1 protein-coding gene (only partly in view) is annotated in these 26,121 nt (G+C 74.4%); it reads right to left on the bottom strand.

The whole window is internal to a non-ribosomal peptide synthase/polyketide synthase gene (locus AB0J72_RS45005; protein WP_363411510.1) on the bottom strand: the coding sequence, 43,704 nt in all, runs 11,017 nt past the left edge and 6,566 nt past the right edge, and what appears here is coding positions 6,567-32,687, spanning codon 2,189 (partial) through codon 10,896 (partial); the first complete codon in reading order (the gene reads right to left) occupies positions 26,118-26,120. Both codon boundaries (start and stop) fall beyond the window edges.

The raw sequence follows: 26,121 nt of genomic DNA, 5'->3' as shown, positions 1-26,121 counted from the left end.
TGCGCCGCGAACAGCCCGGGCAGCGTCCCGGTGGGGGCCGGCGCCGCCGGGCCGCTCCACTCGGACAGCAGCCGGTCGCGTTCGGCCGGTTCGAGCAGGTCCACGGTGGACACCGGGACGGCCGGGTCCGCCACGACCGCCTCGAGCAGCCGCAGCCACCACCGGGCGAGCGACGCCACCGTGTCCGCGTCGAACAGGTCCGCCGAACCGGTCACGACGGCTCGCACCCCGGCCGCGGCGCCGTCGGCGGCGAACGTCTCCTGGACCATCCAGTCCAGGTCGAACTTCGCCACCGCCACGTCCGCCGCCGCGGCCGCCGCCCCACCGCCGGGCGCGACCGGCAGGTCGAGCACGGCGCCGGCGGTGTTCTGCAGGGTCAGCATCACCTGGAACAGCGGGTGCCGCGCCAGGGACCGCACCGGGGCCAGCTCCTCCACGAGCCGCTCGAACGGCACGTCCTGATGCTCGAACGCCGCCAGCGACGCCTCCCGGACCCGGGCGAGCAACTCGGTGAAGGTCGGGTCACCGGACAGGTCGGTACGCATCACGAGCGTGTTGACGAAGAACCCGACCAGGTCGTCCAGGGCCTCGTCGGTACGGCCCGCGACCGCGGCACCGATCGGGATGTCCGTGCCGGCCCCCAGCCTCGACAGCAACGCGGCGACCGTGGCCTGCAGCAGCATGAACGCCGTGACACCCTGCGTCCGGGCGACGTCCAGCAGCCGGGCGTGCAGGTCGGCGGGGACGTCCACCGGCACCGCGTGCCCGCGGTGCCCGGCGATGGCGGGCCGGTGCCGGTCCGCCGGCAGGACCAGCTCCTCGGGCGCGCCCGCGAGGGTCTGCCGCCAGTAGGCGACCTGCCGCGAGATCAGGCTGCCGGGGTCGGACTCGTCGCCGAGCAGCTCCCGCTGCCACAGCGCGTAGTCCGCGTACTGCACGCGCAGCGGCGCCCACTGCGGCGCCTGCCCGGCCAGCCGCGCCTGGTACGCCGTCGAGAGGTCCGCCGCGAGCGGCCGGGTCGACCAGCCGTCGCCGGCGATGTGGTGCACGACGACCAGCAGCGTCCGGGCGTCGGTGCCGTCGTCGAAGAGCCACGCCCGGATCGGCGGCTCCGCGGCGAGGTCGAACGGGTGCTGGGCCGCCGCCGCGACCGTCTCGGCCAGCCGGTGCGCCGGCACCTCGGCGACCTGCAGCCGCCAGGTCAGGTCCTCGGCGGGGATCACGTGCTGGAACGGCCGGCCGCCGGCGTCCGGGAAGACCGTGCGCAGCACCTCGTGCCGGCCGATCACGTCGCGGAACGCGGCGTCCAGCGCGGCCCCGTCCACGTCGCCGGACAGCCGCACGACGTCGGTGATGTTGTAGGTGGCGCTCGGCCCGTCCAGCTGCCAGATGAACCAGAGGCGCTGCTGCGCGTACGACAGCGGCAGCCGCTCCGGACGCGCCTGCGGCACCAGCGGCGACCGGACCGCGCCCGCGCCCGGCAGCCGGGCCGCGAGACCGGCCGGGGTCGGCGCTTCGAACACCGCCCGCAGCGGCAGCTCGACGCCGAGCACGGCGCGGACCTGGCTGACCAGGCGCACTGCCAGGAGCGAGTGCCCGCCGAGGTCGAAGAAGCCGTCGTCGACGCCGACCGTGTCCAGCCCCAGCACGTCGGCGAAGGCCAGGCACAGCAGCTCCTCCTGCACGCTGGACGGCGCCCGGCCGGTCCCGGCGGTGAAGGTCGGCGCCGGCAGCGCCCTACGGTCGAGCTTCCCGCTCGCCGTCAACGGCATCGCGTCCAGCGCGACGAACGCCGCGGGCACCATGTACTCCGGCAGCCGCGCCGCCGCGAACTCCCGCAGCGCCGCACTGTCCACCTGCCCGACCACGTACGCGACGAGCCGCTCCTCCCGGAGCACGACGGCGGCCCGGGACACGTGCGGGTGGGCCGACAGCACCGCCTCGACCTCGCCCAGCTCGATGCGGAACCCGCGCAGCTTCACCTGCTCGTCCGCCCGGCCCAGGAACAGCAGCTGCCCGTCGGCGGTCCACCGCACGAGGTCGCCGGTGCGGTACAACCGGCCGGGGCCGAACGGGTCCGCGACGAACCGCTCCGCGGTCAGCCCGGGCCGTCCCACATACCCGCGCGCCAGTTGGGCACCGGCGAGGTACAGCTCACCGGCCACGCCGACCGGCACCGGCGCCAGCCACTCGTCCAGCACGTACGCCCGCATGTTCGCCAGCGGCGCGCCGATCGGCACCTGGGTGCCGGTGGCGTCCGCGTGGCACGGCGTCGAGGTGGCCGTGACCGCCGTCTCGGTCGGGCCGTAGGCGTTGTACAGCCGCACGTCCGGCAGCACCTGGAAGAACCGGTCGCGCAGCGCGGCGGGCAGCTCCTCGCCGCCGCTGACGACGTGCCGCAGCGACCCGCACTCCACGACCGCCGGCTCGTCGAGCAGTGCCCGCATCAGCGCCGGCACGACCTCGGCGACGGTGACACCGTGCTCGCGGATGAGTTCCGCCAGGTACCGCGGGTCGCGGTGGCCGCCGGGCCGAGCGACCACCATCGTCGCGCCCGTGGTCAGCGGCACGAACAGCTCCTCCACCGAGACGTCGAACCCGACCGGTGTCTTGAGCATCGTCCGGTCGGTGTCGTCGAGGCCGAACACGTCGGACGGCCACCGCAGCGTGTTCGCCACCGCGGCGTGCGACACCACGACGCCCTTCGGCGTGCCGGTGGAGCCGGAGGTGTACAGCACGTAGGCGGCGTTGCCCGGAAGGATCTCGACGGCCGGCTGCCCTGCGACGTCCGGGACCTCCGGGACGTCCACATCGGACAGTACGTGCGCGGCGCCGGCGTCGGCGAGCATGAACGCCGTCCGCTCCTCCGGCAGGTCCACGTCGATCGGCAGGTACGCCGCGCCGGCCCGGACCACGCCCAGCACCGCCACGACCAGGTCGGCGCCGCGCGGCAGCCGCACGCCCACCACGGACTCCGGGCCGATGCCCGAGGCCCGCAGCCACGCCGCGACCCGTGCCGACCGGGCGTCGAGTTCCGCGTACGACATCGACGTGCCCTCGAAGATCACCGCCGTCGCGTCGGGCACCCGGGCGACCTGCGCCGCGAACAGCTCCGGCAGCGTCACGGCCGGGGTGTCGACGGAGGTGTCCGTCCAGCCGGACAGCAGCTGGCGCCGCTCCCCGGCGTCGAGCACGTCCACGTCGGACAGTGCGATGCCCGGGTCGGCGGTCACGATCTCCAGCACCCGGACCCAGCGCCGGGCGATGCCGGCGACGGTGCCCGCGTCGAACAGGTCCGCCGAGCCCGTCAGCGCGCCCCGCAGCCCGCCGCCGGCGCCGATCTCCGCGATCACCAGGTCCAGGTCGAACATCGCCGCCGACAGGCCGTCGGCGGCGAGCCGCCCGACCGCCTGGACGCCGGGCATGTCGAGCACCGCGTCCACGGTGTTCTGCAGCGTCAGCATCACCTGGAACAGCGGGTTGCGGGCCAGCGAGCGGGCCGGGGCCAGCTCCTCCACGAGGCGCTCGAACGGCACGTCCTGGTGCTCGAAGGCGGCGAGGGACGTTTCCTGCGCGCGGCGCAGCAGGCCGGCGAACGTCGGGTTGCCGGCCAGGTCGGTCCGCAGCACGAGCGTGTTGACGAAGAACCCGACCAGGTTGTCGAGGGCTTCGTCGGTACGGCCGGCGACGGCCGCGCCGATCGGGATGTCCGTGCCGGCGCCGAGCTTGGACAGCAGCACCCCGAGCGACGCCTGCAGCAGCGTGAACACCGTCACGCCCTCCCGCCGGGCCACCCGCGACAGCCGCGCGTGCAGGTCGGCGTCCACGTGGATCGGGACGCTGTGGCCGCGGTTGCCGGCCACCGCCGGGCGCGGCCGGTCCGCCGGCAGCGCCAGCTCCTCCGGCGCGCCGGCGAGCGCCTGCCGCCAGTAGCCGACCTGCTCGGACATCAGGCTGTCCGGGTCGGACCGGTCGCCGAGCAGCTCCCGCTGCCACAGCGCGTAGTCGGCGTACTGCACCGGCAGGGCCGGCCACGCCGGGGCCTGCCCGGCGAGCCGCGCCGCGTAGGCGGTCGACAGGTCGGCCGCCAGGGGCCCGGTCGACCAGCCGTCGCCGGCGATGTGGTGCACCACGACCACCAGGACCAGCTCGTCCGTGCCGTCGTCGAACAGCCGGGCGCGGATCGGCAGCTCGCCCGCCAGGTCGAACGCGTGCCCGGTCGCCGCGGCCACCGCCTCGGCGAGGGCGTCGGGCGCGACGTCGACGACGTCCATCCGCCAGTCGAGGTCGTCCGCCGCGGCGACCCGCTGGAACGGTGCTCCGTCCAGGGCGGGGAACGTGGTGCGCAGCACCTCGTGCCGGCCGATCACGTCCCGCAGCGCCGCGCCGAGGGCGGCCGCGTCGACGCCACGGGGCAGGCGCAGCACCTCCGGGATGTTGTACGTCGCGCTGGGGCCTTCCAGCTGCCACAGGAACCACAGCCGCTGCTGCGCGTAGGACAGCGGCAGCCGCTCGGGACGCCGCCACGGCACCAGCGCCGGCCGGGCCGCACCGGCGGCCGGCAGCCGGGTCGCCAGCGCGGCCACGGTCGGCGCCTCGAACAGCGCCCGCAGCGGCAGCTCCACGGCGAACATCGCCCGGACCCGGCTGACGAGGCGGACCGCGAGCAGGGAGTGCCCGCCGAGGGCGAAGAAGTCGTCGTCGACGCCGACCGTGGCGAGGCCGAGCACCTCGCCGAACGCCCGGCAGAGCAGCTCCTCGCGGAGGTTCGCCGGGCCTCGCCCGGTTCCGGCGGCGGCGAAGTCCGGCGCGGGCAGCGCCCGGCGGTCCAGCTTGCCGTTCACGGTCAGCGGCAGCGCGTCCAGTACCAGCGCCGCGGCCGGCACCATGTGCTCCGGCAGCCGTTCGGCGGCGTACGCGTGCAGCAGCGCCGGCAGGTCGTCCGCGGCGCCGGCAGGGACCACGTAGGCGACCAGCCGCTTGCCGCCCGCGGTGTCCTCCCGGGCAATCACCCTCACCTGCGCCACCGACGGGTGCGCGGCGAGCGCCGCCTCGATCTCTCCGGGCTCGATCCGGAACCCGCGGACCTTGACCTGCTCGTCGACCCGGCCGAGGTACACGAGCCGGCCGTCGCCGTCCCAGCGCACGATGTCGCCGGTCCGGTACAGGCGGCCACCGCCGGCCGGGTCGAACGGGTCGGCGACGAACCGCTCCGCGGTCAGCCCGGCCCGTGCCACGTATCCGCGTGCCAGCTGCACCCCGGCCAGGTACAGCTCGCCCGCCACGCCCGGCGGCACCGGGCGCAGCCGCGCGTCGACGACGTAGGCGCGGACGTTGGCCATCGGCCGCCCGATCGGCACGGTGCCGCCGTCGCGCGGGTCGCACTCGCCCGACGTCACGGTGATCGCCGCCTCGGTCGGGCCGTACGTGTTGTGCAGCCGGGCGCCGGGCAGCACCTCGAGGAACCGGTCCCGCAGCGCGGCGGACAGCTCCTCACCGCCGCTGAGCACGTGGCGCAGGGTCCCGCAGCCGGCCGTGGCCGGCTCGTCGACCAGCGCCTGCAGCAGCGACGGGACGAACTCCGCGCTCGTCACCCGCTGGTCGCGGATCAGGGTGGCCAGGTACTGCGGCTCGCGGTGCCCGCCGGGCCGGGCGACGACCACGCAGCCGCCGCTCACCAGCGGCAGGAACAGCTCCCACACCGACACGTCGAAGCCGATCGGCGTCTTGTGCAGGATCCGGTCCGCTGCGGTCAGCTCGTACTCGTCCAGCAGCCACCGCAGCGTGTTCACCACACCGCGGTGCGACATCGCGACGCCCTTCGGCACGCCCGTCGAGCCCGACGTGTAGATGACGTACGCCGCCTGGTCCGGCAGCACCTCGAGGTCGAGGGCGGCGCCGGGCAGCGCCGTCAGCCGCGGGTCGTCGACCGCCAGCACCGGCGCCGCCGGCCCCGTCACGACGTCGCGGGACGCCGCGTCGGTGAGCACGCACACGGCGCCCGCGTCGGTGACCATGAACGACACGCGCTCGGCCGGCAGCTCCGGGTCGATCGGCAGGTACGCCGCGCCGGCCTTCACCACCGCCAGCAGCGCCACGACCAGGTCCGCCGAGCGCTCCATCGCCACCGCGACCACCGTCTCGGCGCCGACCCCGTGGCTGATCAGCAGCCAGGCCAGCCGGTTCGACCGCGCGTCCAGGTCCGCGTACGACACCGACAGGCCTTCGAACGCGACCGCCTCGGCGTCCGGCGTCCGCGCGGCCTGGGCGGCGAACAGCGCCGGCACCGTGGCGGCGGGCGCTTCGGCGCCGGTGGCGTTCCACCGCACCAGGACCCGGTCCAGGACGGTCTCGTCCAGCACCTGCACCGCCGGCAGCGGCGCCGCCGCGCCGCCGTCCAGGGCCTGCTCCAGCGCCGTCACCAGGTGGGCGAGCGCCGTGCGCACCATCGCGATCATCGCGTCGGGGTCGATCGGCGCCACCGCGTCGACCTCGAGGCCGAACCCGTCGCCGTTGTCGTCCACGGACAGCGCCAGCGGGTAGTTGGTCACGTCGCGGGTGTAGATGCCGCGGATGCCGCCGGAGCCGCCGGTGGCGGCGGGTGCGGCGGGTGCGGCGGGTGCGGCGTCGACGTTGTGCCGGTAGTTCAGCAGCGCCGTGAACAGCGGCACGTCCGCCGTGACCGCGCTCGCCCGCTGGGCCAGCGCCAGCGGGGCGTGCTCGTGCTCCAGCAGCCCGGCCAGCCGGCCGCGCATGACCGTGACGGCGGTGAGGACGTCGAGGTCCGCCGTCGCGAGCCGGACCGGCAGCGTGTTCATGAACAGGCCGGGGACCCGGTCGGCGCCGGCACCGGCGTTCATCCGGCCGAACAGGACGGTGCCGAACACGACGTCGTCGCGGCCGGACACCACGGCCAGGACCCGCGACCAGGCCACGTGCAGCACCGTCGCGGGGCTGGCCCCGACCCGCCGCGCCACGTCGCGCAGCCGCGCGCCGAGCACCGCGTCGACGCCGCCGCGGGTGGTGGTGACGCCCGTGCCGTCGCGCCGCACGTCGCTGACCCCGAACGCCACGGTCGGCTCGTCGACGCCGGCGAGCATCTCCCCGAAGAAGCGTTCGTGCGCGCCGCTCTTCAGCGCCGCCCGGGCCTGCGCGACGAACGTGCGGAACGGCAGCGGCTCCGGCAGCGTGCCGGCCCGGCCGTCCAGGATGGCCCGGACCTCGTCGTACACGATCTCCACCGCGGTGTGGTCCTGCACCAGGTGGTGCATCCGCGCCAGGACCAGCAGCCGGCCGCCGGCGACCTCGGCGACGTGCAGGTCCACCAGCGGCGCCCGCCGCAGGTCCATCGCCGACCCGACGGCGGCCACCAGGTCCGCCACCGGGTCGGCGCCGCCCGCGTCGAGGGTCACGTGCGTGACCGGCAGCGCCGCTTCCCGCCACACCACCTGCACGGGCTCCCGCAGCCCTTCCCACACCACGGCGGTGCGGAACACGTCGTGCCGGTCGATCACCTGCTGCAGCGCCGCGGCGAACGCGTCCAGCGCCGACCGCCCGTCGAGCTCGAAGACCCGCGGCACCGCGTAGACGTCCTCCCCGCCGTCGGCGAGGAGATGGTGGAACAGCAGCCCTTCCTGCAGCGGCGCCAGGGGGTAGATGTCGGCGATGTTGGCGGCGCCGCCGGCGACGGTGCCGGCCACCGTCTGGATCTCGGCGTCGGTGAGGTCGACCAGCGGCAGCATGGCCGGGGTGATCGCCTGCGCGCCCGCCGGGATGAGGTTCGGCGGCACCGCCACGGCCACGGGACCGGCGACCGCGGCCAGCCCGGCCGGCGACGGAGTGTCGAACAGGGCCCGGACCGAGATCGACATGCCCCGCGCCCGCAGCCACTCGACCAGCCGCACCGCGAGCAGCGAGTGCCCGCCGAGGGCGAAGAAGTCGTCGTCGACGCCGACGGTGTCCAGGCCGAGCAGCTCCGCGAACGCCTGGCACAGCAGCTCTTCGCGCACGTTCGCCGGGCCGCGACCCGTCCCGGCGTTCGCCGCGAAGTCCGGCGCGGGCAGCGCCTTGCGGTCGAGCTTGCCGTTGACGTTCAACGGCAGCGCGTCGAGGGTCACGACCGCCGAGGGCACCATGTACTCCGGCAATGATGAACTCGCGAACGCCTTCAGCGCCGCGCCGTCCACCGCGCCCACGACGTACGCGACGAGCCGCCCGTCGCGGGCGAGCACCGCGACCTGCTCCACGTCGGGGTGCCCGGCCAGGACCGCCTGGATCTCGCCGGGCTCGATCCGGAACCCGCGGATCTTCACCTGCTCGTCGGAGCGACCCAGGTAGACCAGGTTGCCGCCGTTGTCCCAGCGGACGACGTCGCCGGTGCGGTACAGGCGGCCGCCGTCACCGAACGGGTCCGCCACGAACCGGTCGGCGGTCAGCCCGGCACGGCCGACGTAGCCGCGGGCGAGTTGCACGCCGCCGAGGTACAGCTCGCCGGCCACACCCACCGGCACCGGCGCGAGCCGCTCGTCCAGGACGTAGACGCGGGTGTTGTACACCGGGCGGCCGATCGGCACCAGCGGCGCGCCGTCGGCCACCACCACGTGCTCGGTGACCTCGACCGACGCCTCCGTCGGCCCGTACAGGTTGATCAGCTCGACGTCCGGCAGGACCTCGAAGAACCGGTCCCGCACCGCCGCGCCGAGCGCCTCGCCGGAGCACACCACCCGCCGCAGGCCCGTGCACCCGGCGGCCTGCGGCACCGCCAGGAACGCCTCCAGCATCGACGGGACGAAGTGGGCCAGGTCGATCCGCTGGTCGCGGATCAGTTCGGCCACGTACAGCGGCTCGCGGTGGCCGCCGGGCCGGGCCACGACCAGGACCGCGCCCTGGATCAGCGGCGCGAACAGCTCCCACACCGACACGTCGAACCCGAACGGCGTCTTGTGCAGCACCCGCTCCCCCGGCGCCAGGCCGAACCGGGACCGCATCCACAGCAGCCGGTTCACGATCCCGGCGTGCGGCACCAGCACGCCCTTCGGCACGCCGGTCGAGCCCGACGTGTAGATCACGTACGCGGCCTGGCCCGGCACCAGCGGCACGTCCAGGTCCTCGCCCGGCAGGCCGGCCAGCGCGGGGTCGTCGACCGCCACGACCGGCACGCCGAACCCGGCGGGCGCGCCGGCGGCCACGACGCACACCGCGCCGGCGTCGCCGGCCATGAACGCGGCCCGGTCGGCCGGCAGGTCCGGATCGATGGGCAGGTAGGCGCCGCCGGCCTTCATCGCCGCCAGCAGCGCCACCACCATGTCGATCCCGCGGTGCAGGCACACACCGACGACCGAGTCCGCCCCGACGCCGTGGCCGGCGAGCAGCCGGGCGAGTCGGTTGGACCGGGCGTCGAGCTCCGCGTACGAGACGGACCCGCCCTCGAAGACGACCGCCGTCGCGTCCGGTGTGCGCGCCACCTGCGCCGCGAACAGCCCGGGCAGGGTCCCGGCGGGCAGCTCGACCGCGGTGTCGTTCCATTCGTGCAGGATCCGGTCCGCCTCGCCGGGGTCCACGACACCGATGTCGGCCAGCATCGTCCCGGAGCCGCTCTCCAGCGCCGGGACCAGGCCCGCGACCGCGGTGTGCAGCATCCCGGCGACCGCGTCGGGGTCGATCGGCCCGACCGCGTACACGGTCAGCCCGAACCGGTTCCCGTCGTCCTCGATCGACACCGTCAGCGGGTAGTTGGTGCTCTCCTGCGAGTACACGGTGCGGACGCCGCGGAACCCGCCGGCCCCGGTGCCGCCGGACCCGCCGCCGGCGCTGTAGCGGTAGTTGAACAGGGTGGTGAACAGCGGCAGGTCGCCGGGCACCGCGCTGACCCGTTGTGCCAGCGCCAGCGGCGCGTGTTCGTGCTCCAGCAGCCCGGCCAGCCGGCTCCGCATGGCACCGACCGCCGCGAGCACGTCCAGGCCCGCGGTCGCCAGCCGCACCGGCAGGGTGTTCATGAACAGGCCGGGCACGCGGTCGGCACCCGCGCCGGCGTTCATCCGCCCGAACAGCACGGTGCCGAACACCACGTCGTCGCGCCCGGACACCACGGCAAGGACCCGCGACCACGCCACGTGCAGCACCGTCGCGGGGCTGACCCCGAGCGTGCGGCCCACGGCCCGCAGCCGCCGGCCCAGGTCCGGGTCCAGGTCGACGCCGGCCCGCAGCACCCCGGAGCCGTCGCCGCGCACGTCGCTGACGCCGAACGCCGCGGTCGGCTCCTCGACCCCGGTCAGCAGGTCGCGGAAGAACTCCTCGTGGGCCGCGCCGGTCAGCCCGGCCCGGGCCTGCGCGACGTAGTCGCGGAACGGCAGCGGCGCCGGCAGCGTGTCCGCCCGGCCGGCCAGCACGGCCTCGATCTCGGCGGTCACCACGTCCATGGCGGTGTGGTCCTGCACCAGGTGGTGCATCCGGAGCAGCCCCAGCAGCCGCCCGCCGGGCAGCTCGGCCACGTGCAGGTCCACGAGCGGGGCGCGGCCCAGGTCCATCGACAGCCCGACCGCGGACACCAGCTCGGCGGGCGCGACGCCGGTGTCCGCGAGGCGCCGGACCTCGGTCACCGCGAGCACCGCCGACCGCCACACGACCTGCACCGGCTCGCGCAGCCCTTCCCACACCACCGATGTGCGGAACACGTCGTGCCGGTCGATGACGTGCTGCAGTGCCGTGACGAACTCGGCGAGCCGGGCGCGGTCGGCGAGCTCGATGACGGTCGGGGTGACGTACGCGTCCTGTCCGCCGTCGGCGAGCAGGTGGTGGAACAGCAGACCTTCCTGCAGCGGCGCCAGGGGGTAGATGTCGGCGACGTTGGCCGCGCCGCCGTCGACGGTGGCGGTGATCGCGGTGATCTCCGCGCCGGTGAGGTCGACCAGCGGCAGCATGTCCGGCGTGATCGTGTCCGCGCCGTCGGGGATCAGGTTCGCCGGCACCTCGACCGGGGCCGCGGCCACGGCCGCGGCGAGGCCGGCGGGCGTCGGGGTCAGGAACATCGCCCGCACCGACACCGGCACCCCGCGGACCCGCAGCCACTCCACGAGCCGCACCGCCAGCAGCGAGTGCCCGCCGAGGGCGAAGAAGTCGTCGTCGACGCCGACCGCGTCCAGGCCCAGCACCTCGGCGAACGCCTGGCAGAGCAGTTCCTCCCGGGCCGTCGCCGGGCCCCGCCCCGCACCCGCGACGAACAACGGCGCCGGCAGCGCCTTGCGGTCCAGCTTCCCGTTCACCGACAGCGGCAACGCGTCAAGGGTCACGACCGCGGCCGGCACCATGTACTCCGGCAGGCGCGTGGCCGCGAACTCGCGCAGCGCCGCACCGTCGGCGTCCCCGACCACGTACGCCACGAGCCGCTCGTCCCGCACCATCACCGCCGCCTGCGCGACCTGCGGATGCGCCAGCAGCACCGCCTCGACCTCGCCGGGCTCGATCCGGAAGCCACGGATCTTCACCTGCTCGTCCGACCGGCCGAGGTACACCAGCTCGCCGTCACCGGTCCACCGCACGACGTCGCCGGTCCGGTACAGCCGGCCACCGTCGGCGAACGGATCCGCGACGAACCGCTCCGCCGTCAGGCCGGGCCGCCGCGCATACCCTCGCGCCACCCCGGACCCGGCCAGGTACAACTCGCCGGCGACGCCGACCGGCACCGGCATCAACCGGTCGTCCAGGACGTACGTCCGCGCACCGCCGATCGGGCGGCCGATCGGCGGGATCCAGCCCGCCTGCCGGGCCTCGCCGTCGTCGAACCACGCCGTCGCGTACACCGTCGCCTCGGTCGGACCGTAGATGTTGGCGATGACCGCCTCGGGCAGCGCGGCCCGCACGGCGTTGAACACCCCGGCCGTCAGGCCCTCGCCGGCCAGCACCACGACCCCGGTGTCCAGACCACCGAGCACCGGCACCAGCGCCGACGGCACCGCGCTCACCAGCGACACGTCACCGAGGTCACCGTCGGCCAGTGCCAGCAGGTCCTCGACCAGCCGCACCGACCCGCCCGAGCACAGCGGGCCCAGCAGCTCGAACACGGACACGTCGAAGCTCAGCGACGTCGACCCCAGCACCCGGCCGAAGTCCGCCCCGAACCGCGACCCCGCCCACGCGACCAGCGCAGCCACCGACCGCTGCTCGACCACCACGCCCTTCGGCCGGCCCGTCGACCCGGACGTGTACATCACGTACGCCGCGTGCCCCGGTCCCGCCACCACCGACGCCGAGTCGGCCGCCACCGCGTGCGCCGGCCACGAGTCCGGCGTCAGCACGCACACCGGCGCCGCATCCGCCAGCATGAACTCCACCCGCTCCGCCGGGTACGACGGATCCACCGGCAGGTACGCGCCGCCCGCCTTCCACACACCCAGCACCGCGACAAGCATCTCCAGCCCACGCGGCAGGCGCAGCGCCACCACCGACTCCGGACCCACCCCCAACCCGACCAGATGCGCCGCGAGACTCGCCGCCCGGGCATCCAGGTCGCGATACGACACCGCGAACCCGTCACCGACCACCGCCACCGCGTCCGGCGTCCGCGCCACCTGCGCCGCGAACATCTCCGGCACCGACACCTCCGGCACCACGAACCCGGTGTCGTTCCACCGGCGCAGCACCAGGTCCAGCTCGGCGGTGTCGAGCACCTGCACCCGGGAGACGGGCTCCGACGGCGCCGCCAGCACCGCCCCCAGCACCCGCACCCACCGCCGCGCGATGGAGGCGACGGTGGCGGCGTCGAACAGGTCCGCCGCGCCGGTCACGACACCGTGCAACCCGGCCGCGGCGCCGTCGGCGTCGAACCGCTCCGACACCGCGACCTCGAGGTCGAACTTGGCGGCCGCCATGTCGGCCGCGGATGCGACCTGTCCGCCGGTGCGGGCTCCGGGCAGGTCGAGCACGGCGCCGGCGGTGTTCTGCAGGGTCAGCATCACCTGGAACAGCGGGTGCCGCGCCAGGGACCGGACCGGAGCCAGCTCCTCCACGAGCCGCTCGAACGGCACGTCCTGATGCTCGAACGCCGCCAGCGACGCCTCCCGAACCCGGGCGAGCAGCTCAGTGAAGGTCGGGTCACCGGACAGGTCGGTACGCATCACAAGCGTGTTGACGAAGAACCCGACCAGGTCGTCCAGGGCCTCGTCGGTACGGCCCGCGACCGCGGCACCGATCGGGATGTCGGTCCCGGCGCCCAGCTTCGACAGCAGGACGGCCAGTCCCGCCTGCAGCAGCATGAAGACGGTCACGCCTTCGGCCCGCGCGACCTCCGACAGCCTGGCGTGCAGGGCGGTGCCGATCTCGACCGGTGCCGCGTGCCCGCGGTGGCCGGCGACAGTGGGCCGGCGCCGGTCCGCCGGCAGGACCAGCTCGTCCGGCGCTCCGGCGAGCGCCCGCCGCCAGTACGCGACCTGCCGGGTGATGACGCTGTCCGCGTCGTCCTCGTCGCCGAGCAGGTTCCGTTGCCACAGGGTGTAGTCGGCGTACTGCACCGGCAGCGGCGCCCACTCCGGGGCCCGTCCTGCGACGCGGGCCGCGTACGCCGCCGACACGTCCGCTGCCAGGGGCCCTGTCGACCAGCCGTCGCCGGCGATGTGGTGCAGCACCACCACCAGCGTCCGGGCGGTGCCGTCGTCGAACAGCCACGCCCGGATCGGCAGCTCCGCCGCCAGGTCGAACGCGTGCTGCGTCGCCGCCAGCACCGCGGCGGGCAGCTCGCCGGCCGCGACGTCCACCAGCTCCAGCCGCCAGTCGACGTCCTCGGCCACCTGCTGGAACGGCTCACCGCCGGCGGCCGGGAACACGGTGCGCAGGACCTCGTGCCGGCCGATCACGTCACGCAGCGCCTGGCCCAGCGCTTCGGCATCCGTCTCGGTGGACAGGCTCAGCACCACGGGGATGTTGTAGGTCGCGCTCGGGCCGTCCAGCTTCCACAGGAACCACAGGCGGCGCTGCGCATATGACAACGCCAGCCGCTCCGGGCGCGGCCACGGCGCCAGCGCCGCCCGTGCCGCACCGGCGCCCCGCAGTTCGCGGGCCAGCCCGGCGACCGTCGGCGCCTCGAACAGCGCCCGCAGTGGCAGCTCGACGCCGAGGACCGCCCTGATGCGGCTGACGAGCCGGACGGCGAGCAGCGAGTGCCCGCCGAGGGCGAAGAAGTCGTCATCGACCCCGACCGTGTCCAGGTCGAGCACCTCGGCGAACGCCTGGCACAGCAGCTCCTCCTGCACGCTGCCCGGCGCTCGGCCCGCCCCCGCGGTGAAGGACGGCGCCGGCAGTGCCTTGCGGTCCAGCTTCCCGTTCGGCGACAGCGGCAGCGCGTCCAGCACGACGACGGCCGCGGGCACCATGTACTCCGGCAGCCGCGACGCCGCGAACTCCCGCAGCACCGCGGCTTCGACCGCACCCACGACGTACGCGACCAGGCGCTCGTCCCGGACGATCACCGCAGCCCGCGACACGCCCGGGTGCTCGCTCAGAACAGCGACGATCTCACCCGGCTCGATCCGGAACCCACGGATCTTCACCTGCTCATCCGCGCGGCCGACGAAGACGAGGGCCCCGTCGCCGGACCACCGCACCACATCACCGGTCCGGTACAGGCGGCCGCCGTCACCGAACGGGTCCGCGACGAACCGCTCCGCCGTCAACCCCGCCCGGCCGATGTAGCCACGGGCCAGCTGCGCACCAGCCACGTACAGGTCACCGGCGACACCCGCGGGCACCGCCTTGAGGTTGCCGTCGAGGACGTACATGCGACTGTTGCCCGTCGGCCGCCCGAACGGCACCACGGGCCCGTCGCCGTCGACCACACCAGCGGCGACCATCACCGCCGCCTCGGTCGGGCCGTACGTGTTCACCAGCACGCGGTCTGCGGACCACAGCTGGGCCTGCCGCGCCGAGATCGCCTCGGACCCGACGACCAGCCGCCGGACCGGCGCCAGGTCCTGCGGGGTAAGAACCTCCAGCAGGCTCGGCACGACGCTGGTGATCTCCACCTGCGCCGCGGCGACCAGCTCACGCAGGAGCGCCGTGTCGGTGCGCTCCGCCGACGACGCGACCACCAGCTTCGCGCCCGACGTCAACGCAACAGCGAGGTCCAGCACCGACGCGTCGAAACTGAACGACGCGAACTGCAGGATCCCAGCACCCGGGCGGGCGTCGAAGACCGGCGTGAACACCGACGCCGCGTTCGCCAGCGCCGCGTGCGACACCCCGACGCCCTTCGGCACACCCGTCGAACCCGACGTGTAGATCACATACGCCAACTGAGCGCCACGCGTCGACACCGGAGGCAACGGACCATCAGAGAACGGAAGCTCCGTCAGTACACACACCGGCGCCGCGTCCTCGACGATGAACGCGATACGGTCCGCCGGATACTCAGGATCGATCGGCACGTACGCACCGCCGGCCTTCCACACGCCCAGCACCGCCACCACCATGTCGACGCCACGCGGCAGCGACAGCCCGACCAGCGACTCCGCGCCGACGCCCTGGCCGGCCAGGGCTCCCGCGACACGGTCCGAGCGGGCGTCCAGCTCCGCGTAGGACAGCGACACGCCGTCACACACCACGGCCGGAGCTTCCGGGGTCCCCAGCGCCTGCGTCTGGAACAGCTCCAGCACCGTCGCGTCGGGGACCGGCACGTCGGTGGCGTTCCACTCGATGAGCACCCGGTCGCGTTCGCCGGCGTCGAGGACGTCCGCGGCGGCGATCGGCGCGGACGGGTCGGCCAGCAGCGCGTCCAGCACCCGCACGAGCCGCTCCGCGATGCTCTCCACCGTCGCGGCGTCGAACAGGTCCGCCGAGCCGGTCAGCACGCCCCGCAGGCCCGCCGCGGCACCGTCCGCGCCGTGGATCTCGGCGAGGGTGACGTCGAGGTCGAACTTCGCCGCGCTCGTGCCCGCCGCCGGCGCACCCTGCCCGCCGGCGCGGACCCCGGGCAGGTCCAGGACCGCGTCCGCGGTGTTCTGCAGGGTCAGCATCACCTGGAACAGCGGGTGCCGCGCGAGCGACCGCACCGGCGACAGCTCGTCGACGAGCCGCTCGAACGGCACGTCCTGGTGCTCCAACCCGGCGAGCGCGGTCTGCCGCACCCGGGCGAGCAGTTCGGCGAAGGTGGGGTTGCCCGCCAGGTCGGTGCGCATCACGAGCGTGTTGACGAAGCTGCCGACGAGGTTGTCGAGGGCTTCGTCGGTACGGCCCGCGACCGGCGTGCCGATCGGGATGTCCGTGCCCGCGCCCAGTTTCGACAGCAGCACCCCGAGCCCGGCCTGCAGCAGCATGAACACCGTCACGCCCTCGGCCCGCGCCACCCGGACCAGGCGCGCGTACAGCTCCCCGTCGATCCCGACCGGTACCCCGTGCCCGCGATGCCCGGCCACCGCCGGCCGCCGCCGGTCCACGGGCAGCGTCAGCTCCTCCGGCGCACCCGCGAGGGCCGCACGCCAGTACGCCACCTGCCGCGAGATCACGCTGTCCACATCGGACTCGTCGCCGAGCAGCTCCCGCTGCCACAGGGCGAAGTCGGCGTACTGGACGGGCAGCGGCGCCCATGCCGGGGCGGCGCCCCGCAGGCGGGCCGTGTAGGCGGCGGACAGGTCCGCGGCGAGGGGTCCGGTGGACCAGCCGTCGCCGGCGATGTGGTGCACGACCACGACCAGCGTCCGCTCGCCCGGGCCGGCGCTGAACAGCCACGCCCGAATGGGCGCCTCCGCCGTCAGGTCGAAGGTGTACTGCGCCGCCTCCGCCACCGCGCCCGCCAGCGCCTCCGGCGCCACGTCCGCGAGGTGCAGCCGCCAGTCGAGGTCGTCGACCACCCGCTGGAACGGCTCGCCGTCGATGGCGGGGAACACCGTGCGCAGCACCTCGTGCCGGCCGATGACGTCCCGCAGCGCCGCGTCCAGCGCCGCCGCGTCGACGTCACCGGCGAGACGCAGCACGATCGGGATGTTGTACGTCGCGCTCGGCCCCTCCAGCTGCGCCAGGAACCACAGCCGCTGCTGCGCGAACGACAGCGGCAGCCGCTCCGGACGCTGCCACGGCACGAGTGCCGTCCGGGCTTCGCGCGCCGTGGCCAGCCGCTCCGCCAGCCCGGCGACGGTCGGCGACTCGAACAGCGCCGACAGCGCCAGCTCGACGCCGAGCACGGACCGGATCCGGCTGACCAGCCGCACGGCCAGCAGCGAATGCCCACCGAGGGTGAAGAAGTCGTCGTCGACCCCGACGGCGTCGAGGCCGAGGATCTCGGCGAACGCCTGGCACAGCAACTCTTCCCGGACGTTGGCCGGTCCCCGGCCCGTCCCGGCGACGTAGGAGGGTTCCGGCAGCGCCTTGCGGTCCAGCTTCCCGTTCACCGTCAACGGCAGCACGTCGAGCGACACGACGGCGGCGGGCACCATGTACTCCGGAAGCCGCGACGCCGCGAACTCCCGCAGCGCCGGACCATCCACCGCACCGACCACGTATGCCACGAGCCGGTCGTCACGGGCGATGACCGCGACCTGCTCGACACCCGGGTGCTGGCTCAGCACGGCCTCGATCTCGCCGAGCTCGATCCGGAACCCGCGGACCTTCACCTGCTCGTCGGCCCGACCCAGGTAGACCAGTTCGCCGTCGCCGGTCCAGCGGACCACGTCACCGGTGCGGTAGAGCCGGCCGGCACCGAACGGATCCGCGACGAACCGGGTGGCCGTCAGGCCGCGTCGCTGCAGATAGCCGCGCGCGAGCTGACCGCCGGCGACGTACAGCTCACCGGCGACGCCCGGGGGCACCAGCTCAAGCCTGTCATCCAGCACGTACGCCCGCAGCCCGGCGAGGGGCCGGCCGATCGCGCTCGCGCCGGTCTCCCCGTGCTCCAGCGCGCGGAACGTGACGTGGACGGTGGTTTCGGTGATGCCGTACATGTTGACCAGGCGGGGGCCTTCACCGTCCTGCCACAGCGACCACCAGTCGGCCAGCCGGCCCAGTTCGAGGGCCTCGCCGCCGAACACCACCCACCGCAGCGAGCTGTCGAACCTGCCCGCCGCGACCAGCTGGTAGAACGCCGACGGGGTCTGGCTCAGCATCGTGACGCGTTCCCGCTCCAGCAGGTCCCGGAACAGCTCCGGCGACCGCGACACGTCGAACGGCACCACCACGACCCGGCCACCGTGCAGCAGGGCGCCCCACAGCTCCCACACCGAGAAGTCGAACGCGAACGAATGGAACCACGTCCACACATCCCCGACACCGAAGTCGAACTCTTCCCGCGCCGCCGCGAACAACTCCACGACATTCGCGTGGGTGACCACCACACCCTTGGGGGTGCCCGTGGAACCGGACGTGTACATCACGTACGCCGGATGCGACCAGACCAGACCCGTGGGCTCGATCGGGCCGGACGGCTCGTCAGAGTCCACATCCGTCACCACCCACACCGCACCCGCATCCGCGAGCATGAACTCGACACGGTCCTCCGGCAGGCCCGGCTCCACCGGCAGATACGCACCACCCGCCTTCCACACCGCGAGCAACGCCACGATCAGATCCACGCCACGCGGCAGGCGCACCGCCACCACGGACTCCGGTCCGACCCCACGACCGATGAGCGACCGCGCCAACCGGTTGGACCGAGCGTCCAGCTCCCCGTACGACACCGACAGACCGTCACTGACCACCGCGACCGCATCCGCGTCCCGGGCGACCTGCGCCGCGAACAGCGCCGGCAGCGTCGCGGGCGCGACGTCGAGCGTGCCGCCGTTCCAGTCGTGCAGCAGGTGGTCGCGCTCGCCGGCGTCGAGGAGGTCGGCCGCCGAGATCGGCGCGGCCGGGTCCGCCAGGACGGCCTCCAGCATCCGGACCCACCGCCGCGCGACGGCGGCGACGGTGGCGGCGTCGAACAGGTCGGCCGCGCCGGTCAGCACGCCCCGCAGCCCGGCCGCGGCGCCGGCGTCGTCGAAGGTCTCGGCGACGTTGAGGTCCAGGTCGAACTTCGCCACCGCCGTGCCGGCCGCGCTCTGCTCGCCGGCGTGCACCCCGGGCAGGTCCAGCACCGCGCCGGCCGTGTTCTGGACGGTCAGCATCACCTGAAACAGCGGGTGCCGCGCCAGGGAGCGCGCGGGGGCGAGGTCCTCGACGAGCCGCTCGAACGGCACGTCCTGATGCTCGAACGCGGCCAGTGTCGTCGCCCGCACCCGCGCCAGCAGGTCGGCGAAGGTCGGGTCACCCGCCAGGTCCATGCGCATGACGAGCGTGTTGACGAAGAAGCCGACCATGTTGTCGAGGGCTTCGTCGGTACGGCCGGCGACCGCGGCTCCGATCGGGACGTCCGTGCCGGCGCCGAGCCTGGTCAGCAGCGCGCCGAGCCCGGCCTGCAGGAGCATGAACACCGTCACGCCCTCGGCGCGCGCCACCTCCAGCATCCGCGCGTGCACTGCGGCGCTGATCCTGACCGGCTCCGCGTGGCCGCGGTGGCCGGCGACGGCGGGACGCCGCCGGTCGGCGGGCAGCGTCAGCTCTTCCGGCGCTCCCGCGAGGGCCGCACGCCAGTACGCGACCTGCCGGGAGATCACGCTGTCCACATCGGACTCGTCGCCGAGCAGCTCCCGCTGCCACAGGGTGTAGTCCGCGTACTGGACCGGCAGTGGCGCCCACCCCGGGGCACCGCCCTGCAGGCGGGCCGTGTAGGCGGCCGACAGGTCCGCGGCGAGCGGGCCGGTGGACCAGCCGTCGCCGGCGATGTGGTGCACCACGACGACCAGGACCCGGGCGTCGGAGCCATCGTTGAACAGCCACGCCCGGATCGGCGCCTCCGCCGCCAGGTCGAACGCGTGCTGCGCCGCCGCGGTCACCGCGCCGGCCAGTTCGCCCGCCGCCACGTCGACCAGCTCCAGCCGCCAGTCGAGGTCGTCGACCACCCGCTGGAACGGTTCGCCGTCGGCGGCGGGGAACACGGTGCGCAGCACCTCGTGCCGGCCGATGACGTCCCGCAGCGCCGCGTCCAGCGCCGCCGCGTCCACGTCACCGGCGAGACGCAGCACGATCGGGATGTTGTACGTCGCGCTCGGGCCTTCCAGCTGGCCGAGGAACCACAGCCGCTGCTGCGCGTAGGACAGCGGCAGGCGCTCCGGACGCTGCCGCGGTGCGAGCACCGCCCTGGCCGTGCCGGCGCCCGGCAGCCGGGCCGCGAGGCCGGCGGCGGTCGGCGCCTCGAACAGCGCCCGCAGCGGCAGTTCGACCCCGAACACCGCCCGGACCCGGCTGACCAGCCGGACCGCAAGGAGCGAGTGCCCACCGAGGGCGAAGAAGTCGTCGTCGACCCCGACCGTCTCGACGCCGAGGACCTCGGCGAACGCCTGGCACAGCAGTTCCTCGCGCACGTCGCCCGGGCCGCGACCGGCGCCGGCGGCGAACGACGGCTCCGGCAGGGCCTTGCGGTCCAGCTTCCCGTTCACCGTCAGCGGCAGCGCGTCCAGCACCATGACGACCGCGGGCACCATGTAGTCCGGCAGCCGGGTCGCCGCGAACTCCCGCACCGCCGCGCCGTCGGCGGTGCCGGCGACGTAGGCGACCAGCCGTTCGTCGCGCGCGAGCACCGCGGCCTGGGTCACGTCCGGGTGCTGGCTGAGCACGGCCTCGATCTCGCCGAGCTCGATCCGGAACCCGCGGACCTTCACCTGCTCATCGGCGCGCCCCAGGTAGACCAGCTCGCCGTCGTTGGTCCAGCGGACCACGTCGCCGGTGCGGTAGAGCCGGCCCTGGCCGAACGGGTCGGCGACGAACCGGGTCGCCGTCAGTCCCGGCCGCCGCAGGTACCCCTGGGCTAGCTGGCCACCGGCGACGTACAGCTCGCCGGCGACGCCCGGCGGCACCAGCTCAAGCCTGTCATCCAGCACGTAGACGCGCAGGCCCGGCAGCGGCCGCCCGACCGCGCTCGCGCCGGTCTCCCCGTGCTCCAGCGCGCGGAAGGTGACGTGGACGGTGGTCTCGGTGATCCCGTACATGTTGACCAGGCGCGGGCCGTCACCGGTCTCCCACCACGACCACCAGTCGGCCAACCGGCCCAGTTCGAGGGCCTCGCCGCCGAACACCACCCATCGCAGCGAGCTGTCGAACCTGCCCGCCGCGACCAGCTGGTAGAACGCGGACGGGGTCTGGCTCAGCATCGTGACGCGCTCGCGCTCCAGCAGGTCCCGGAACAGCTCCGGCGACCGCGAAACGTCGAACGGCACCACCACAACCCGGCCACCGTGCAGCAGCGCACCCCACAACTCCCACACCGAGAAGTCGAACGCGAACGAATGGAACCACGTCCACACGTCACCAACGCCGAAGTCAAACTCTTCCCGGGCCGCCGCGAACAGCTCCACCACATTGGCGTGCGACACCACGACGCCCTTCGGCGTGCCCGTGGAACCGGACGTGTACATCACGTACGCCGGATGCGACCAGACCAGACCCGTGGGCTCAATCGGGCCGGACGGCTCGTCAGAGTCCACATCCGTCACCACACACACCACGCCCGCATCCGCGAGCATGAACTCGACGCGATCCTCCGGCAGGCCCGGCTCCACCGGCAGATACGCACCACCCGCCTTCCACACCGCCAGCAACGCCACGATCAGATCCACACCACGGGGCAGCGACACCGCCACCACCGACCCGGGAACGACCCCACGACCGGCGAGCGACCGTGCGAGCTGGTTCGACCGGGCGTCCAGCTCCCCGTACGACACCGACACCCCGTCACAGACCACCGCAACCGCATCCGCATCCCGGGCGACCTGCGCGGCGAACAGCGACGGCAGCGTCGCGGGCGCGACGGAAACCTCGTGGCCGCTCCAGCCGGACAGGATCTCGTCGCGCCGCGCGTCGTCCAGGACCGGCAGCGCCGTCAGCAGGGTCGCCGGGTCCGACTCCAGCGCCGACACGAGCCCGGCGACCGTGGTCCGCAGCAGCTCCGCGACCGCCTGCGGGTCGATCGGGCCGACCGCGTCGACCAGCACGCCGAGTTCCGTGCCGTCGTCGTCCACCGACACCGTCAGCGGATAGTTGGTCCGCTCCCGGGCGTACACGGTCCGCACACCCTCGAACCCGCCCGGCTCAGTGCCGGATCCGGTGCCGGCGCCGTTGCGGCGGTAGTTGAACAGCGTCGTGAACAGCGGCGCGTCACCGGGCAGCTCCGACACCCGCTGCACCAGCGCCAGCGGGGCGTTCTCGTGCTCCAGCAGGCCCACCAGCAGCGTCCGCATCTCCTGTACGGCCGTCACCGCGTCCAGGCCGCCGATGTCCACCCGCACCGGGAGCGTGTTGATGAACAGCCCCGGCACCCGGTCGGCGCCGGCGCCCATCCGGCCGAACAGGACGGTGCCGAAGACGACGTCGTCCCGCCCGGCCACCGCGGCGAGGACCCGCGACCACGCCACGTGCATCACGGTCGCGGCGGTCACCCCGAGCCGGCGGGCGGCGTCTCGAAGCCGGGCCGTCACGGCGCCGTCGAGCCGCAGCCCGGCGCGCGTCAGGCCGGATCCGTCGCCGCGGACGTCGCCGACCCCGAACGCCACCGTGGGCTCGACGACCCCGGCGAGCAGGTCCCGGAAGTAGTCCTCGTGCACCCCGGCGGCAAGTTCCGCCCGGGCCTGCGCCACGAACCCGCGGAACGACACCGGCTCCGGCAGTTCCTCGGCGCGTCCCGCGAGCACCGCCTCGATCTCGCCGGACACCACGTCCAGCGCCGTGTGGTCCTGCACGAGGTGATGCACCCGCACCAGCCCGAGCCAGCGGCCGTCTGCCTCCGCGACGTGCACGTCCAGCAGCGGCGCCCGGCCGAGGTCCATCGACAACCCGACCGTCGACAGCAGCTCCGCCGAAGCGTCACCGGTTCCGGACAGACCAACCTCGGTCACCGGCAGCGTCACCGACCGCCACACCACCTGCACCGGCTCCCGCAACCCGGCCCACACCACCGACGTCCGGAACACGTCATGCCGCTCGACAACCGACCGGAGGCCGGCCACGAACGCGTCCAGCCGGTCGCGGTCGGCGAACTCGAGCACGAACGGCGTCACGTACGCGTCCTGGCCGCCGTCGGCGAGGACGTGGTGGAAGAAGATCCCTTCCTGCAGCGGCGCCAGCGGGTACACGTCGGCCACGTTCCCGGCGCCGCCGTCGACCGAGGCGATGACGGTCCGCAGCTCGGCCTCGGACAGCTCGACCAGGGGCAGCATGTCCGGCGTGATCGCGGTGGCGCCCGCCGGGATCCGGTTCGCCGGCACCTCGACCGTCACCCCACCGGCGACCGCGGCGATCCCGGCGGGCGTCGGGGTGACGAACAGGGCCCGCACCGGGATCGACAACCCACGCGTCCGCAGCCACTCCACCAGCCGCACTGCCAGCAGCGAGTGCCCGCCGAGGGCGAAGAAGTCGTCGTCGACCCCGGCGGCCTCGAGACCGAGGACCTCGGCGAACGCCAGGCACAGCAGCTCTTCGCGCGCGTTCGCCGGGCCGCGGCCGGTCCCGGCGAGCGCCGAGAAGTCCGGTGCGGGCAGTGCCTTGCGGTCCAGCTTCCGGTTGGGGGTCAGCGGCAGCGCGTCGAGGACCACCACGGCGGCCGGGACCATGTACTCCGGCAGCCGCGACGCCGCGTACTCACGCAGCACCGCACCTTCGGCGGTGCCCACGACGTACGCCACCAGGCGCCCGTCCCGGACAACCACCGCGGCCTGAGCGACCTGCGGATGACCGGTGAGGACCGCCTCGATCTCACCCGGTTCGATCCGGAAGCCGCGAATCTTCACCTGCTCGTCGACCCGGCCCAGGAACACCAGCTCACCGGCCGCGTCCCACCGCACCACATCACCCGTGCGGTATAGGCGACCGCCGGCCTCGAACGGATCTGCCACGAACCGCTCCGCCGTCAACCCCGCCCGACCCACGTACCCGCGGGCCAACTGCACACCCGCCAGGTACAGCTCGCCGGCCACGCCGACCGGCGCGGGCGCCAGCCGCTCGTCGAGCACGTACGCGCGCACGTTCGGCAACGGCGCACCGATCGACGCCAGCAGACCGGCACCGTCGACATCCTTCGCGGTGGCCCAGATCGTCGCCTCGGTCGGCCCGTAGACGTTCAGCACCGCCCCGGCCCGCGCCGTCAGCGTCCGCGCCAGCCCTTCCGGCAGCGCCTCGCCGCCGACGAGGACGCGCACCCCCGACCACAGCCCGGTGTCGTCGCCGACCAGGGCCTGCCAGAGGCTCGGCGTGCCCTGCACCACCGTCGCCCCGGACGACCGCACCAGCGCCCGCAACAGCGCCGGGTCCCGCACCTCGTCACGGCTCGCGACCACCACCGACGCCCCGCACACCAGCGGCAGGAACAGCTCCAGCCCGGCGATGTCGAACCCGACCGTCGTCACCGCCACCAGCCGGTCCGCCGGCTCCATCCCGAACCGGACCCGCATCGCCGCCAGGAAGTTCGCGAGGGCCGCGTGCGACACCGCCACGCCCTTCGGCACACCCGTCGACCCGGACGTGTACAGCACGTACGCGATCTGACCCGGCGACACCGGCACGTCGAGGAGAGCGCCGGCGGGTGCCGCGGCCGGCTCGGCCACGGGCACGGCGGCGATCCCGGCCGCCGCGAGCACCGGTTCGCAGGCGGCGTCGGTCAGCACGAGGGCCGTGCCGGCGTCCGCGACCATGAACGCCAGCCGCTCGCCCGGGAACTCCGGATCCAGCGGCAGGAACGCGCCACCGGCCCGGCCCACCGCCAGCAACGCGACCAGCAGGTCGACGCCGCGGCCCATGCAGACGCCGACGACCGACTCCGCACGCACGCCCCGTCCGGCCAGCCAGCGGGCGAGCCGGTCGACGCGGGCGTCCAGCTCCGCGTACGACACCGGTACCCCGTCGAAGATCACCGCCACGGCGTCCGGTGTCCGCGCCGCCTGCGCCGCGAACGACTCCGGCAGCAGCGTGTCCGGGAACTCGGCGGTCGTGTCGTTCCACCGGTGCAGGACCAGGTCGCGCTCGTCGGCGTCGAGCACGTCGACGCCCGAGATCGGCGCGGCCGGGTCGGCGAGGACCGCCTCGAGGACCCGCGCCCACCGCTGCGCGATCGACGCCACCGTCGCGGGGTCGAACAGGTCCGCGGATCCGTTGAGCGCGCCCTGCAGGCCGGCCGGCGCTCCGTCCGCGTCGAAGCGTTCCGACACCGTCATGTCGAGGTCGAACCTGGCCGCCGTCGCGGCGGTCCCGGCGGCGGTGGTGCCGTTGCCGGTCCTGGCGCCGGGCAGGTCGAGGGCCGCGTCGGCGTTGTTCTGCAGGGTCAGCATCACCTGGAACAGCGGGTTCCGCGCCAGGGACCGGACCGGCGCCAGCTCCTCGACGAGCCGCTCGAACGGCACGTCCTGGTGTTCGAACGCCGTCAGGGAGGTCTCCCGCACCCGGGCCAGCAGCTCGCTGAACGTGGGGTCGCCGGACACGTCGGTCCGCATGACGAGCGTGTTGACGAAGAACCCGACGAGGTCGTCGAGGGCCTGGTCGGTGCGGCCGGCGATGGCCGCGCCGATGGGGATGTCGCCGCCGGCGCCGAGCTTCGTCAGCAGGACCGCGAGCCCGGCCTGCAGCAGCATGAACACGGTGACGCCCTCGGCCCGGGCCACTTCCAGCAGCCGCGCGTGCTGTGCGGCGTCCAAGCGCAGCGGCACGGTGTACCCGCGATGGCTCGCCACGGTGGGGCGCCGCCGGTCCGCCGGGAGCGCGAGCTCTTCCGGCGCACCCGCGAGGGCGTCACGCCAGTACGCCACCTGACGCGCGATGACGCTGTCCACATCGGACTCGTCGCCGAGCAGCTCCCGCTGCCACAGGGCGTAGTCCGCGTACTGGACCGGCAGCGGCGGCCACGCCGGGGCGTGGCCCGCCAGCCGTGCGGCGTAGGCCGTCGACACGTCGGCGGCGAGCGGCCGGATCGACCAGCCGTCGCTGGCGATGTGGTGCACGACCACCAGCAGCGTCCGCTCGCCGTTCCCGGTGTCGAACAGCCACGCCCGGATCGGCACCTCCACCGCGAGGTCGAAGGCGTGCTGCTCCGCCGCCTCGACCGCGGCGGCGAGCCCGTCCGGCGCGACG

The sequence above is a fragment of the Dactylosporangium sp. NPDC049742 genome (genome assembly GCF_040674675.1).
Lineage (GTDB): Bacteria > Actinomycetota > Actinomycetes > Mycobacteriales > Micromonosporaceae > Dactylosporangium > Dactylosporangium maewongense.
This window is presented reverse-complemented; position numbering and strand designations above follow the sequence as displayed.